Below are 15,041 nucleotides of genomic sequence, written 5' to 3'. Positions count from 1 at the left end.
TCAGAATATCTGCCCCAGGCTCATATGAACCCGGTAATCAAAATCCATATCTGCCGACCTTACCAGCGGGAATCCCAGGTCTATCCTGATCGGTCCTACAGGAGTGTAATATCTAATTCCAAATCCCACACTCACCCTGAAATCATCGGGCATGACTTCGGTCTTTTCACGGACCAGGCTGAAGTCGTCCAGTGAGATCTGTTCAAGTCCATCCCATGAATTACCTGCATCTATAAAAGCAGCACCACCAAAATTGAATTTCGAGATATAAGGAACAGGGAATCTCAGTTCCAGGTTGGTCAGTATCATCACATTCCCGCCCTTGGATTCTCCAGTGCTGCCGACAGGTCCCAGAGAGTTTTCCTCATATCCACGCACCGAGTTGCCTCCACCAAGGAAAAATCTACTTTCCACAGGCAACCCCGTTTCCTTGCTGTCCCCAAAAGCCCTGGCATACCCGGCTCTTATCCTGTACGCGAGAATTGTACTCTCACCTATCGTCCGATACTCCTGATAAGACGGAATTATAGAATAGTAATTATCTTCGCCCCCCAGGATCCCACCTGCCATTCTGTTTTCAAAAGCGATATAATGTCCATGCTTCGGATTGAAATAGAAATCTCGCGTATCTCTCCTGAATGTGGCATCGATAGAGCGACGTCTGGATTTTTCCTTTTCATCCAGGACCTCCTCTCTACGCACTTTCTCATAAAAATATCCGAGCAGAAAGGAAGTGTGGCGTGAAAACCTTCTGGAAACCGTCCCATTGAAACTGACCGCCTCCACAACGATCGGTTCCACCGTAGCATCGCGTTCGTAAAAGGCTCCAATTGAAAATGTGTTCCAGGTGGAAAAAATATGGGGAAAGACCAGCTCTCCCTCATGCCTCTCGAATTTATTCTCGAGATCCATCTTGTCTAGCGAGTAATCACCTTCACGGAACAAACTGAAAGCGAATTCGCTTTTGATATTCAAAGCATACCCTCTGCCCAGCACATTTCTCTGACCCCACTCCGCAAAAACTCTGTTAGCATGGACATTCCCCACACCAAGTCCGGTCTCTACATACCCCATCTTCCGTTCACGGACCTGGAGGTGCAGATCAACACTCCCCCTCTCAATATCGAGTGCTCTGGGCTCTACTTCCACCGATGTAAAACAACCGGTATCGTACAGGTTTTGTTTGCTCTCTACGATTTTTGCAAGGTTGAAATATTCTCCGCTTCGGACCCGGAGTTCTCGCCTAATCAGCCTTTCTACCACGGAACTATTACCAGAAATATGAATATCTTTGATCTTGATCGGATTTCCCGGATCCATCTTCCATGATATGTCGACTCGTGTGGAATCTACGACAGTTTCGCATGAGACCATGGCTCCCAGATACCCTCTTTCGAAATATTTACTGAAAATCGTATACTTATCTACGTTGACCAGGATCGGATTGTACGGCTTGTCTTCTGTCAATCTCAGGCCTTTTCGTAATTCTTTATCTTCAATCAACGAATTCCGGCTCAGCGACAGGTGACGTATCATTGTCTGTGGACCCTCGTTTATCATTATCTTGATCGATACGCTATTGTTACTTTCATCCCTTTCGACCGACTCAATCGACACCGACGCATCAAAGAAACCATTAATGTGATAAAAGGTCCTGACAGCCTCAATGTCTCGTCTTAAAAAATCTCTCCTGAAAGACGGTTTTCTAAAGAAACTGAAAAACCCCGATTCCCTGGTCCTCATCCTTTTTTTCAAAACCTTGTCTTCGAATGACTTGTTTCCGAGAATGATGATTTTTTCTACAGAGGGAAGATCTGCTCCGAAATCATCTGCAGAAAGAGGTACGGAGAGTACAACCAGCGCGATGACCATCAAACAAGCCGATTGGAGCTTGATCGAAGATAATTTGTATTTATTCCATACCATTACGATTGACATCATCCACTTTGATATTGTTATATATGATAATGAAACGAGATGCTGAACTATCAGAAAGCAGTGAACAAATCGACCACAGGCATACCCGGGCCGGGCTATTCCATCGATTCTCGCTGATCTTTCGACACCCCATGATCCTCACATTCTGTGCTGCCCTCATCGTCGTTACCATCGGTTGTTCAAAACCGAAGGAAACTGTCTCCGAGAAAAGCAGCACCCTCTCCCCGGATGAACGATATATCGTCCAACTCTATATGAAAATAAATGATTTAGAGAAAAATCTCCAAGAGAATCCATCCGATAGCACAAAAAAATGGGCAGAACTCCGCAAGGAAGTCGATGAAGAAAGGATCAGGGCCATTCTCGTCGAACTCGAGAAAGACCCTGAAAGGTGGCTTGCCGTCTTTGGGAGAATCTCCGAACTAGTCGACAGAAAACAGTGAGACTCACCTCATAAGGTTAAAAAGATCCAGGAATAAAATAAAAGCCATCAATCCGATCAGTATATAGAATCCTATCTGTAGCATCACATTCTGGACCTTCGGACTAGGTTTCACGCCAGTCGTACCTTCCAGAAGGAACAGGACAAAATGTCCCCCGTCGAAAGGAAGTATTGGTAGAAGGTTGAATATGGCAAGGTTCATCGAAAAGAACGCCAGGAAATTTATCAGATAGCTGAATCCCCACCTGATCATATCGCCAGCCATCACTCCCACCCTGATGGGGCCGCCCACAGCTCGCAAGGTAGCTTTGCCCGAGACAAGTTTTCCCAGAAAATCAATTATCGAGAGGAAAAGATTATTGAAAGCCCTTGTACCATAAACAACTGATTGGCTGAATGATACAGGGACCTTGTCATAATACTCTCCTATACCTATCGCTCCGACCTGGACCACATCAAGTTTTTCTCCCTGCGAGGGAGCATCCATCCCGGTCGGAGTTATCATCGCGAAAAGAACTTCTCCGTCCTGTCTCCATGTGAATTTCATGGGAATCCCGTTCTGGGAATATATCTTCTCTGCCACTTCTATATAGGTGTATACGAGTGTATCGTTGATGGAGATTATCTCCGCGCCCCTTTTTATCCCTGCTTCCTCAGCCGGGCTGTCTTTCTTTACGTCACCGATCTTTGCAGGGCCTGACGAGAAGATTCCGAGGGTCAGCCTGCCGGCTTCTTCGTTCCACTCAGGTACCACAGAGACTGTCAGTGTCTCTTCAGCTCTCAAGATCTTGAAAGTGGACCGTATGCCCTCTTCGTAAACGACAAGATCGCTGATCTGCGAATCCTTATCGAGTCCACTATTATTGATCTCGATAATTCTATCTCCACGGAGAAACCCCGCCTCCGCGGCCGGTGATCCTTCCACTATTCCGCTGATTATCGAATCAGGCTCTCTGACAAATATCCCTTGTGACCATATATTGAATATGTATAGCAGAAGCGCCAGAACTGCGTTCATAACCGGTCCGGCCAGAACGACAGACATCCTCTGATAAGGATTCTTGTTCCTGTAGAGTCGGTGCTCTGGAATATCCAGTTCAGGGACCTTTTTGTCACTATCTTTTTCGCCGCCCTCGTCAGCATCCTCCCCGGCAAACTTCACATATCCACCAAAAGGAAGCGCCGATATGGCATATTCAGTCTCTCCCCACTTAAACTTCAGTATCTTCGGGCCAAAACCCAAGGAAAAAGTGATTACATATATCCCGTTCATCTTGGCAACCAGGAAATGACCCAGTTCATGCACAAGTATCACGATGCTCAGGACAAACAAAAATGCGGCTATCGTCAGTAGCATGTTTCCTCCGTAACTCCTTCTATCCCGCCATATTTATCTAACAGGAATTCTTTTGTCCATCTATCAGCTTCAAGGACATCTCCGACCGACTCTATTATTGCCGGGGAATGCGCTGAGAGAGCTTCCTCTATCCATTCAATTATCGTCAGGAACCCTATTCGGCCTGACAGAAAATTTGACACGGCCATCTCGTCCGCAGCGTTTAGTACAACAGGAGCCGAACCTCCGGTCCTCATCGCCTCGACGGTCAGTTCAAACCCTCTGAACCTTCCCCGCTCCAGCGGATGAAATTCGAGACTGCAGAGTTCATCGAACGACAGCTCATTCCATGGAAACTCCCTGACTTCGGGAAAGAAGAACGCGTTCATTATCGGCAATCTCATATCTGGAGGACTGAGATGTGCAAGAAGCGAACCATCCCTCATCCTGATCAGAGAATGTACTATAGACTGTGGATGTATGACAACTTTGATATCATCTATTGGAAAATTAAACAGCCAGTGTGCCTCGATGACCTCCAGTCCCTTGTTGACCATATGCGCCGAATCAACTGTCACTTTCTTGCCCATATTCCATGTCGGATGGGCAAGGACCTGTTCGAGGGTCACATCTGCCAGTGTCTTCGGATCCCTTTTGAAAAAGGGTCCCCCGGAAGCAGTCAGAACAAGCTCGGTCGTCTTGTCTCGATTACCCGACAGGCATCTGCTCAGAGAGAAGTGCTCGCTATCGACAGGAATTATCCTTTCTCCGTCCTTGCCAGCCATTCCCATTACCAGACCACCTCCCGTGACAAGACTCTCCTTGTTCGCGAGGGCCACACTGCATCCGCATTCAAGAGATGTGATAGTAGGCATCAGGCCGGCTATCCCTACGAGAGCATTTACGACCAGATCAGGATCTGTCTCCCGGATCATATTCTCGATACCAGATGAGCCGGTCCCCACAAGTCTTCCTGCAAAAGACTCCTGTGAAGAAAGAAGTCCGGGTAGAATATCATCATCCCTGACAGTAAATCTCGCCTTCGGGAAATTGATGAGTTGTTTTTCGAGTAAATCAACGTTTCTACCCGCCGCGAGTCCTACGATCTCGATATCTCCTATACCTGCCCCAGCTATCTCCAGCGCTGCTTTTCCTATCGATCCTGTAGATCCGAGAATCAATACCTTTTTCAAAGAAGACCTTCTTATTCGAGAATGAAATATTTTAAAAAATAATAGATCATAGGCGCCGTAAATAGCAGAGAATCGAATCTATCAAGGACTCCACCGTGCCCTGGTATCGCTCCTGATGAATCCTTGATCTTCACATCACGTTTCAGCATTGATTCGACCAGGTCGCCCAGTTGTCCGATGATTGAAGCCATGAATGCCAGCCCTATGGCTTCATAAATCCCGAGAAAAGTGACCAATGTGTACCTGACGATCAGTATTCCCGCGATTGAGAAGACCAGCCCACCCAGAGCCCCTTCAATAGTCTTCCCCGGCGATATAGATGGAAAAAGTTTGTGTTTACCGAATAGCCTGCCGATCGTATAGGCGCCTGTATCATAGCACCACGTCAATGCAAAGGTCATTATTACGAAGTAATATCCGTACCTGTAGTCCATCCCCTTGATGAGTGGAAGCTCCCTCAAAAGTACAAGATGGCTCCCAAGCCAGGCTACATAGAGAACACCGAAAACAGTAACGGAAATGTGATATACTGCAAGTCCCTTTTCTCTTCTGGCAAGTTCCATCAGCATGATGCCGATAAATATAATACTCAGAAGAAAGTTTACGTATATACCCTGCTGAAAGAATATATACCATGGGAGAGCGACACCGCTGATTATCCCGATAGTCTTGTATGGAGACAACCCCTTGACTTCCATCATCCTGTAAAATTCCAACAGACCTACAAGGATAATGATGTCAATTAATATCAGGTAGTATATTCCACCCCTCCATGCAATGATAAAAAGGCATGGAAGAAAGATGGCGGACATGATTATGCGGAGAAACAACGAGTTGGATTTCCCCCCCTGAGTCTTTCTTTCTTTTTCGTCTTTATGATATCCGGCACCGTTCATTTCCGACTCTTCACCCCTCCGAACCGCCTCTCACGCTCCATGAAATCGTTTACTGCAACCAGCAGATGTTCCTCTCTGAAATCCGGCCAGAACAGGTCCGTCACAAATATCTCCGAATATGCGATCTGCCACAACAGGAAGTTACTTACCCGGAGTTCTCCACTGCTTCTGATCAACAGGTCAGGATAAGGAAGGTCTGGTGAATAGAGGTATCTTCTGAATGTTTCTTCATCTATTTCGCCGGATTGGATTTTACCACTTATGGTATCCTCCGTGATCCTGTTTACTGCGTCCAGGATCTCGGCTCTACCGCTGTAACTGAGGCAAAGGTTCAGGATCATGCCATCGTTATCAGAAAGTTTCTCGATCGTCTTCTCAAGTTCCTTCCTGGTCACCTCGGGAAGAAGCTCGAGTCTACCCATAGCCCTGAGCCTGATATTGTTTTCATTCAGTTCCAGATATTCAGAGCTCAATACGTTCCTGAGAAACGTCATAAGGCTCTGGACCTCTCGTTTGGGACGAGTCCAATTCTCCAGAGAAAATGTGTACAGGGAAAGGACTGGAATCTCCAGTTTAGCGGCAGTGCGCACAACGCATCTCACCGATTTCCTACCGGCCCGGTGTCCTGCTATACGAGGCAATTTACGCTGTTTTGCCCACCTGCCGTTTCCATCCATTATTATTGCGATATGGTCGGGCAGCCTCGGATCGCCCTTTAGTGCGGCGATCTCCTTATCCAGATCCATCGATCATCCATTCTGCCGTATATATCCGGCGATACTCAGAATTCGATTATTTCTTTTTCCTTGGTGCTGGACACCTTATCCAGATCTTCGATAGATTTGTCCGTCAATTCCTGAATCTCTTTCTGGTAACGATGATGATCGTCCTCTGGTATCTCATGGTTTTTTTCAAGCTTCTTCAATTTGTCATTCGCGTCTCTTCGAATATTCCGGATCGCGACTTTTCCCTCTTCGATCATATGCTTCACAGTCTTGACAAGTTCGAGTCTTCTTTCCTCCGTAAGCGGTGGAAGAGGAATCCTGAGAAAATTTCCGTCACTCTGTGGATTCAGCCCGAGATTCGATGACTGTATTGCTTTGACTATTTCGGCCACCATAGGTTTTTCCCAGGGCTGTACTGTTATGAGTTTAGGGTCGGGAATAGCGATATTTGCAACCTGGTTAAGTGGGACCATAGAACCATAGTAGTCAATCCTGATACTGTCCAGGAGGGAAGGTGAAGCTTTTCCCGTCCTGACTGAGGCCAGCTCTGCCTCAACGTTCTCAATTGATTTATTCATATGTTCTTCGGCTTCTTTGAAGATCGCATCGACTAGATCCATCTCATTCCTCCTCACTTGACAATAGTACCGATTTTCTCACCTTCGAGTACTTTATTCAGGTTACCTTTTTCCCTGATATTGAACACGATGATCGGAATCTCGTTATCCCGGCAGAGAGCAACAGCCGTCCCATCCATCACTCTCAGATCGTCTCTGAGTACTTCGGAATAACTTAACTCTTCGATCATTGTGGCATCCTGATTCTTCACGGGATCACGGTCATAGATACCTTTTACTTTCGTCCCCTTGACAAGGACATCCGCACCGATCTCAGCAGCTCTTAGAGCTGCCGCAGTATCAGTTGTAAAATAAGGATTTCCCGTTCCACCTGCCAGAACCAGGATCCTTCCCTCACTAAGATGATACAGGGCCGTTCTCCTGACGAAATTTTCCGATACCTGCCCTATCGCGAAAGGAGTCATCACCCTGGCTTCGATTCCCATTTTTTCCAGAGCGCCCTGCAGGGCCAGCGCGTTTATCACTGTACCCAGCATTCCCATGTAATCTGCCGATACTCTGCTGACTGTCTTCCCGCTGAGCATCGAACCCCTCAGGATATTACCGCCTCCTGCGACGACCGCCAGTTCAGCTCCCGTCGCGCGGGCATCCTTGAGTTCAGAAGCAAATTCTTCCACCATATCGAGGTTAATGCTCTGTTCGATGCCGCCAAAAACTTCTCCGCTGACTTTTAGGAGCAGCCTCCTGACTTTCGGGCGACCTGCCATCGATTACTCCTTCCATAAAAAAGCGCAGGAGGTAACAGCCTCCCGCGCCATCTTATAACGCTCAGATAATCAACATATTAACGTTCAGGATATTCACTCTCCCAATTGGAACCGGGAAAAACGTCTGATTACCATGTTCTCACCGAGTTTTCCGATCGTCTCTTTGAGAAGCTCTTCCACTGTCACCTTATCGTCCTTGATGAACGGCTGATCGAGAAGAACAGTCTCATGGTAGAACTTTTCAAGTTTGCCTTCAACGATTTTATCCAGAACTTTCTCGGGTTTTCCGGACTGAATTGCCTGATTCCTGAAGATCTCTTTCTCGTTCTCGATTACTTCGGCCGACAGATCCTCTCTCTTTACTACTAGAGCGCTGGCAGCAGCCACCTGCATTGCGATGTTCTTGCCAAGAGCAATAAAGTCTTCCGTTTTGGCAACGAAATCGGTCTCACAATTCAGTTCGACCATCACGCCGAGTTTCTCATTACTATGAATATAAGAGAATATCTTCCCCTCGTTAGCTTCTTTGTGCGCTCTCTTGGCAGCAGATGCAAGACCTTTTTCACGCAGAAATTTGACGGCTTCGTCGATGTTCCCTTCCGTTTCCAGAAGAGCTTTCTTGCAATCCATCATCCCTGCGTTGGTCATTTCCCTGAGTTCTTTTACAAGTTTGGGTGCTATTTCCATTGATCCATCCTCCAGTGACTTTCTATTTTTCAGCCTTGCCCTTTTCTGGACCGGCATCCGGTTTTGCCTTTTGTGTCTCGGCTTTTTTCCCGGATGTGGCAGAATTGTCAGGCGGCGTATTCTTCTTTTTATTGTCCATAAAATCTTTGTTCTTCAAATATCTCGACCTGCCCTCGATAATCGCGTCCGAGAGAGTCTTGGTGAACAGTTTGATGGACCTTATCGCGTCATCATTCGCGGGAATCGCCAGGTCTACGTCGTTGGGATCACTATTAGTATCGACAAGACCGATGAGAGGGATCTTGAGCCTTCTGGCTTCCCTGATCGCGATCGCTTCCTTATTCGTGTCGAAAACGATTATACAAGCCGGCATCTTCTGCATCTTGCGAATACCGGAGAGTACCTTCAGAAGCTTCTGTTTGTGCTTCTCGAGATCCAGCCTTTCCTTTTTTGACAGCTGCTCGATTCGTCCGTCCTTTTCCATCGCTTCCATGTCATCGAGCTTGGCTATGCTATTGCTGATCGTCTTGAAATTTGTAAGCGTCCCGCCGAGCCATCGTTCATTGATATAATACATATCACAACGGTCGGCGTCCTCCTTTACGCTCTCTTTCGACTGACGTTTTGTCCCGACAAAGAGCGAGGTCTTTCCCTGCGCCGCGATATCGACCAGCATATCGTATGCTTTCTGGAGTTTCTGGAGAGTAATACGGAGATCTATAATATATACGCCACTCTGCTCTTTATATATGTAGGGCTTCATCTTTGGGTTCCAACGACGTGTCTGGTGCCCGAAATGAACGCCCGCTTCGAGCAGATCTTTGATCTGTACGTTCACGGGGTTACTCCTTCTGGTTTATCCTCCATCCCCTACTGAACCGATCCAATCCTCGAAAGGACACCAAGGACCGATAGGAGATGTGTGAATTCCGGCCTAACGCTTGGAGAACTGGAATTTCTTCCTGGCTCCGGGCTGACCGTACTTCTTTCTTTCTTTTTCCCTGGGATCTCTAGTTAGAAATCCACCGGATTTCAGAACCTTCCTGAGAGAATCGTCAGTAAGTATTATCGCTCTCGCAATACCCAGTCTGATAGCTCCAGCCTGCCCGGCTGTGCCGCCACCTTTCACAGTAGCCCTGATATCGAACTTGTCCACGGTATTGGAGACTTCAAGCGGCTGCTTGACTAACAGTGTCAGGCTTTCCCTCTTCATATAATCCCTGAGGGAATCACCATTTACGGTCAGCTTGCCACTGCCTTCAGTCATGTAGACACGTGCAACGGCTGATTTTCTTCTCCCTACCGTATGAAATACTTCTTTCGTCAAATCGTACACCTCCTTCCATCTGTTTAAAGACGATCTGGTTATCGATCAGGCATATCAGAATTCAAGAGGTTCTGGCTGCTGAGCCTTGTGAGGATGCTCAGTACCACCATATACCTTGAGTTTCTTGAGAAGCCTTCTACCGAGTTTATTATGCGGGAGCATACCTTTAACGGCATTTTTCACCGCGAATGTGGGATCCTTTTCCATCTTCTCCTTGAAACTGATCAGCTTGAGCCCTCCGGGATAACCGGTATGTGACCAGTACTGCTTGTCCTCTCGCTTGTTACCAGTGACATGTATCTTCGAAGCATTAACAACAACGATGAAATCACCGATATCCATATGAGGTGAATAACCCGGTTTGTGTTTGCCCCTAAGGACCGTAGCAATCCTGGTTGCGAGTCTTCCAAGCGTCTTACCGCTCGCATCGATAAAATACCAGTTTTTTTCGAATTCTCCATCTTTCAATATTGTAGTCTTTTGCATCCTGCTCCTCCAAAAAGCACACTTCGCCCAGGAAAATTAAGTACCAAAATATAAACGGCTTCCGCCTGTCTGTCAAGTTTCTTTAATGGACTTCTAAAATTATCCGACAGAAAAAATACTGGTCCAGCTATTTGTCGGTGGAAATGAACAATTGTCTGATGTTTTCCCCGTATGGAGCGCGGATGACCGACTTTTCAGTGATTATCCCACTTATGAGGTCGGAAGGCGTCACATCAAACGCCGGATTGTATATATGGACCCCTTCCGGAACGATTCTGGTTCCATTAAAATGTGTCAACTCGGTCCCGGACCTTTCTTCAATAACTATCCCCTCTCCGGATCGGGTAGCCGGGTCGAATGTGGAAAGCGGGGCCGCCACAAAAAACGGTATATCGAACCTGTCGCAAGTCGATGCCAACCCGAACGTCCCTATTTTGTTAGCTGTATCGCCGTTTGCTGCGATCCTGTCGGCGCCCGTGATCACAATATCCACCTTTCCCGAGGCTATCAACGGATGGGCCGCGCTGTCGCAGATGACAGTCGTATCGATCCCGTTTTTCTCAAGTTCGTAAGCCGTGAGTCGGGCGCCCTGGAGCAATGGCCTGGTCTCGTCAGCGAATACTTTCACCTTTTTCCCCTGGTCCGAGGCACTGTATATAACTGAAAGAGCCGTCCCCAGGCCTGCTGTGGCAAGCCCACCCGCATTGCAGTGAGTCAGAATAGTCATGCCATCGCTGATCAGTCGGGCTCCGTTCAGTCCTATGCGCCTTTCGACTTCAAGTTCTTCTTCATGAATACGAAAAGCCTCGCCTGCAATTTTCCCACAATATGCTTCCGGGGAAGGTTCCTCACTCTCCACCGCCAGACGCATCATGTCGAGGGCCTGAAAAAGGTTTACCGCGGTCGGCCTGGTCAGTGCCAGTTTCTCGATTGCCGTGATGAGCCTGTCCCTGCATAAGCCGATATCCAACCCTTTCACCCGTTCCGGATCGAATCCCGACGCCCTGTCAAAGATGAATCCTTTCCCGTCGACACCACCTTCTGCAAGAATATTCTCGAGTTCCAGAAGGACCCCGTATGCGGCAGCTATCCCGATAGCCGGCGCACCGCGTACTTTCAGCGATCTGATCGCATCGGCAACATCCTCGACACAATCAAGATCGAGCCGAATATCCTTCCCGGGAAGCAGGGTCTGATCGATTATCCTAACCCTGCCACAGGTATAATCCACGGTATCTATAAGGGTCATCACCTATTCTCCGATCAGGTTCACATGAACACGCCTGCTGCGCTCCCTGTTATCAAAATCAAGGAAGACTACCTGCTGCCAGGTACCGAGAACCAGTTGTCCGCTGCTGACAGGGATTGTCATCGAAGTCCCGACAAGGGATGAGCGGAGGTGGGAAAACCCATTACCATCTCCCCATGTCGCGTCATGTTCGTAGCCTACATTCGATGGTATGATCCTTTCCAGGAATTCCGGGATGTCCCTGAGGAGGCCCGGCTCATATTCCATCGTCGTTATTCCGGCTGTCGATCCAGGAGTGATAATCGAGAGTTGCCCGGTAAGGATACCGCTCTCCTGAACAGCCTCTCTGAGAAAACCGGTAATATCTACAATAGTCCCATCACCTGAGGTCTGGAATCCATATTCTTTTTCAAAGGTCTTCAATCCTGCATCCATCCTTTTTCAACGTGGTATAACATTCTCGAGTTTACGGAACATTTTAAAAAGCCTCTGGACCGGAAGCCCTACGACATTCAGATAACATCCTTCGATCCGTTCAACAAAAACCGAGGCATGGCCCTGAATCGCGTATGCTCCAGCCTTGTCTCTCGGTTCATCCATATCCGCGTACTTTTCAATCTCACTCCTGGACAATTCTCTGAACTGTACCATTGTCGTCTCTACTTCCACCAGACGGATATTTGGTGGAGTCGCGACGGCGATCCCCGTCAGCACTTCATGCGAGCAGCCCGAAAGCATCTGCAGCATCTTTACTGTCTCTTCCCTGCTGCCAGGCTTTCCCAGAACCGTTCCTTCACAGACAACAATAGTATCTGCTCCTATAACGGTCTTTCTGGGCTTTCCGGACTGAACATCCACAGCCTTCAGCTCTGCCAGGAGAGTCACGATCTTTTCAGGATCTTTCCAGAACACCTCATTCTCATCGACATCAGGAGGAATCACTTCGAACTCAAACCCCAGCGAGGACAGGATCTCTCTTCTTCTCGGTGAGGCAGATGCCAGAACGAGGTTGCTCTGAACTTCCATTGAAAGAAAAGGGTTCAAAAATAGTCACCTCCTGAGATAATGGAGTCGCTTCACAGAGGATCTCTGTCGAGGACCATAGTCACAGGCCCATCGTTCAACAGCGCAATATTCATATGAGCGCCGAAAACTCCCTCCGACACTCTTGGATAATGAGACTCAAGGATCTCGATAAACCGACGATAAAGCACGGCTGCCTCGCTTGAAGGCGCACTGTCGGTGTAGTCAGGCCTTCTTCCCTTCCTGCAATCACCATAAAGGGTGAACTGGGAAACGACCAGGAGTTCAGCCCCCACATCCGTCAAGGAAAGGTTCATCTTGCCCTCATCATCTTCGAATATTCTCAATTCCAGACATTTCCGGGCCATCCAGGCAAGCTCTTCATCGCTATCATCTTTCCTGAATGCGGCAAGCGCAAGGATGCCCTGTCCGATCGATGAGACCTCAGTACCCCCTACTTCCACATTTGCACGTCTTACCCTTTGAATGACTACCCTCAATCCGCCCCACTTTCCCTGATACGTATTCCTCTTACTATCAACTGCAGGTTCTCTCTATTATTCCACTGATTTATACTGAGATTGGCCAGTACATCTACCATTTTCCCGGCCAGATCGACAGGATTCCAGGCTCTCGCCAGAGAAAACCCGATAAAACTTCCCCTGTTACTATCCCCATCCCCTGCATCAAATTTTATATGGCTGCTGCCCACTATCTTTGCCCCTGGCAAGACTTTAAGCCTCTCTATCAGAAAAAGAGGCTCTTCATTTCCCGGACCGAAAGGCCCCATCCGCTCCATCGACCTCGCCATGGCAATATCACAATCTTTTAGACCTGCCCTGGAATCGTAGGCCTGAACACTTTCCCTGCCCGAAAGTTCCGATATCTCTTTTACCGCATTGTCGAAGCATTTCGTGAAATCATATATCTTATTTTCCGGAACAGTAAAGCCACCAGCCTCCCGGTGTCCACCATAGGCGGTCAGATATTCAGAACACTTTTCCAGTGCTTCCCTGACATTGACAATTCCAGCCGACCTCGCCGACCCCTTCCCAAAATTACCCCTGACAGCTATCAATGCCGATGGCAGAGAGTACTTCTCTGCGAGTCTGGCAGCGCCTATTCCAACTACACCTTCATGCCACGCCGGGGAAGAAAAGACAAGGGCGTTCGGATTGCTCTTCTTCATCTCGACATCAGCAAGCTGGGAAGCCTGTTCAGTGACTAAAATATCAAGAGATCTTCTCAGGGAATTGATCGTCTCGATCTCACTCGCGATAGCTCCGGCCTTACTACTATCATCCGTCACGAGAAGCTCCACGACATCCCTTGCGCTTCCCACCCTTCCCGGAGAATTCAATCGTGGCACGATATTGAAACAGACCTGTTTCGCAGAAAACCCGCTCCTTACCAGGTTGCTCGCCTGCCGCAGAGCTGCAAAACCCGGACGATTCCATTCGCCGAGTTTTTCAAGCCCGAGTGAAACGAGTGCCCGGTTTTCCCCAGTCAACGGGGAATAATCTCCCAGAGTTCCTACAGCCACAAAATCGAGAAGATCGGTGAGCCCCATATCCTTCTGAATGACAGTCTGAAAACCCTGCAGTAGCTTGAACGCCACTCCGACCCCCGCCAGATCTTTGAACGGATATGTCTCTCCAGGAAGCTTTGGATTGAGAAAAGCATCAGCTTCGGGTATTCGATCGCTTATATCATGGTGGTCCGTAATAATTGTGCGGACCCCATTTTCAGCAAGGAATGAGATTATTTCCCTGTCACTCGACCCACAATCGACCGAGATCACAAGTTCCAATCCCGCTTCTACGCCACGTCTCATCATCCTGGAAGCAAGGCCATAACCATCCTTCGCCCTGTCCGGAACAAAGAAGTGGACGTCCGCTCCAATAGCAGCCAGTGCCCTGTATATCAGCGCTGCACCATTGATCCCGTCAGCATCATAATCCCCATGCACCAGGATCTTCCGGCCCTTGTCAATCGATTCGCCAAGAATCGAGACTGCCTTTTCCATCTCCAGAAACATGAACGGATCATGCAGGTCGTCCCATGATGGATTCAGGAAGGCCGATGCCACTTCTGTATCAATGATCCCTCTGGCGACAAGTACCCGGGCCTCGATCATTGACAGTGCCAGACTGCTCTCCAGTTCCCGGGCAACATCCATGTCAATTTTTCGTTCTATCCACTGGATCATTTTCTTCTCCGAATAATGGTGAAGCAGACTTGTAAGCCGGATTCTGTCCCCTCCCTGAACGGGAGGATGGTGATCATTTATCTGGGACCGATGTTACCATCGGCCTCGAGCGACCTACCCGAGAGTCGGACGAAACGGGCCGTTTCTCCTCTTCTATTTGGTCTTTCACCGGGTGGGGTTTACCT

Annotated in this window: 17 protein-coding genes and 1 other RNA gene; 1 reads left to right on the top strand and 17 read right to left on the bottom strand. The window is 48.2% G+C overall.

Annotated elements, in window-relative coordinates; all coding sequences use genetic code 11:
- Positions 1 to 1,926 carry an outer membrane protein assembly factor BamA gene (bamA, locus tag KOO63_02185; protein ID MBU8920645.1) on the bottom strand — a complete coding sequence of 642 codons (1,926 nt, stop codon included), beginning with the start codon at positions 1,924 to 1,926 and terminating at the stop codon, positions 1 to 3.
- A 41-nt stretch (positions 1,927 to 1,967) separates the two neighbouring features.
- Here bamA and KOO63_02180 point away from each other — a divergent pair, with 41 nt between their 5' ends.
- Positions 1,968 to 2,381, top strand: coding sequence for a hypothetical protein (locus KOO63_02180; GenBank protein ID MBU8920644.1), 414 nt, complete (start codon positions 1,968 to 1,970; stop codon positions 2,379 to 2,381).
- A gap of 3 nt (positions 2,382 to 2,384) precedes the next feature.
- Here the strand turns inward: KOO63_02180 and rseP are convergent, their stop codons facing one another.
- The 16 genes from rseP to rnpB all read right to left on the bottom strand — a co-directional run.
- Positions 2,385 to 3,737, bottom strand: coding sequence for an RIP metalloprotease RseP (gene rseP / locus KOO63_02175; protein ID MBU8920643.1), 1,353 nt, complete (start codon positions 3,735 to 3,737; stop codon positions 2,385 to 2,387).
- Entirely contained in the window at positions 3,728 to 4,909 is a 1,182-nt protein-coding gene (gene dxr, locus KOO63_02170) for a 1-deoxy-D-xylulose-5-phosphate reductoisomerase (GenBank protein ID MBU8920642.1), read from the bottom strand. Before dxr ends, rseP begins: the two co-directional genes overlap by 10 nt.
- 11 nt (positions 4,910 to 4,920) lie before the next feature.
- The gene (locus KOO63_02165) at positions 4,921 to 5,805 is read right to left on the bottom strand and encodes a phosphatidate cytidylyltransferase (GenBank protein ID MBU8920641.1); all 885 of its coding nucleotides are present in this window, start codon (positions 5,803 to 5,805) and stop codon (positions 4,921 to 4,923) included.
- Complete coding sequence (locus tag KOO63_02160; protein ID MBU8920640.1) at positions 5,802 to 6,551, bottom strand: isoprenyl transferase; 750 nt, start codon at positions 6,549 to 6,551, stop codon at positions 5,802 to 5,804. The genes KOO63_02165 and KOO63_02160 overlap by 4 nt, the downstream gene beginning before the upstream one ends.
- Positions 6,552 to 6,586: 35 nt before the next feature.
- Positions 6,587 to 7,150: a ribosome recycling factor gene (gene frr / locus KOO63_02155; GenBank protein MBU8920639.1), complete on the bottom strand. Its 564-nt coding sequence runs from the start codon at positions 7,148 to 7,150 to the stop codon at positions 6,587 to 6,589.
- 11 nt (positions 7,151 to 7,161) lie between these two features.
- Entirely contained in the window at positions 7,162 to 7,875 is a 714-nt protein-coding gene (pyrH, locus tag KOO63_02150) for a UMP kinase (GenBank protein MBU8920638.1), read from the bottom strand.
- Between the two features lie 93 nt (positions 7,876 to 7,968).
- Positions 7,969 to 8,562: a translation elongation factor Ts gene (gene tsf, locus KOO63_02145; protein ID MBU8920637.1), complete on the bottom strand. Its 594-nt coding sequence runs from the start codon at positions 8,560 to 8,562 to the stop codon at positions 7,969 to 7,971.
- A 22-nt stretch (positions 8,563 to 8,584) separates the two neighbouring features.
- Positions 8,585 to 9,400 (bottom strand): 30S ribosomal protein S2, encoded by an 816-nt coding sequence (gene rpsB / locus KOO63_02140; protein MBU8920636.1) that lies wholly within the window; start codon positions 9,398 to 9,400, stop codon positions 8,585 to 8,587.
- 96 nt (positions 9,401 to 9,496) lie between these two features.
- Entirely contained in the window at positions 9,497 to 9,889 is a 393-nt protein-coding gene (rpsI, locus tag KOO63_02135; protein MBU8920635.1) for a 30S ribosomal protein S9, read from the bottom strand.
- Positions 9,890 to 9,943: 54 nt separating this feature from the next.
- Positions 9,944 to 10,375, bottom strand: coding sequence for a 50S ribosomal protein L13 (gene rplM, locus KOO63_02130; GenBank protein ID MBU8920634.1), 432 nt, complete (start codon positions 10,373 to 10,375; stop codon positions 9,944 to 9,946).
- A 127-nt stretch (positions 10,376 to 10,502) separates the two neighbouring features.
- Positions 10,503 to 11,624 carry an S-methyl-5-thioribose-1-phosphate isomerase gene (gene mtnA, locus KOO63_02125; GenBank protein ID MBU8920633.1) on the bottom strand — a complete coding sequence of 374 codons (1,122 nt, stop codon included), beginning with the start codon at positions 11,622 to 11,624 and terminating at the stop codon, positions 10,503 to 10,505.
- 3 nt (positions 11,625 to 11,627) lie between these two features.
- Positions 11,628 to 12,047, bottom strand: a complete 420-nt coding sequence (locus KOO63_02120; GenBank protein ID MBU8920632.1) for a secondary thiamine-phosphate synthase enzyme YjbQ — start codon at positions 12,045 to 12,047, stop codon at positions 11,628 to 11,630.
- Between the two features lie 18 nt (positions 12,048 to 12,065).
- Positions 12,066 to 12,668: a Maf family protein gene (locus tag KOO63_02115; GenBank protein MBU8920631.1), complete on the bottom strand. Its 603-nt coding sequence runs from the start codon at positions 12,666 to 12,668 to the stop codon at positions 12,066 to 12,068.
- Positions 12,669 to 12,700: 32 nt separating this feature from the next.
- Positions 12,701 to 13,147 (bottom strand): D-tyrosyl-tRNA(Tyr) deacylase, encoded by a 447-nt coding sequence (gene dtd / locus KOO63_02110; GenBank protein ID MBU8920630.1) that lies wholly within the window; start codon positions 13,145 to 13,147, stop codon positions 12,701 to 12,703.
- Positions 13,144 to 14,856, bottom strand: coding sequence for a single-stranded-DNA-specific exonuclease RecJ (recJ, locus tag KOO63_02105; protein MBU8920629.1), 1,713 nt, complete (start codon positions 14,854 to 14,856; stop codon positions 13,144 to 13,146). Before recJ ends, dtd begins: the two co-directional genes overlap by 4 nt.
- A gap of 16 nt (positions 14,857 to 14,872) precedes the next feature.
- Positions 14,873 to 15,041, bottom strand: an RNA gene (gene rnpB / locus KOO63_02100) — RNase P RNA component class A; the annotation flags it as partial.

The organism is Candidatus Latescibacterota bacterium (assembly GCA_019038625.1).
GTDB lineage: Bacteria > Krumholzibacteriota > Krumholzibacteriia > Krumholzibacteriales > Krumholzibacteriaceae > JAGLYV01.
Note: the sequence above shows the minus strand (reverse complement) of the source record. Positions and strands in the feature narration are given on the sequence as shown.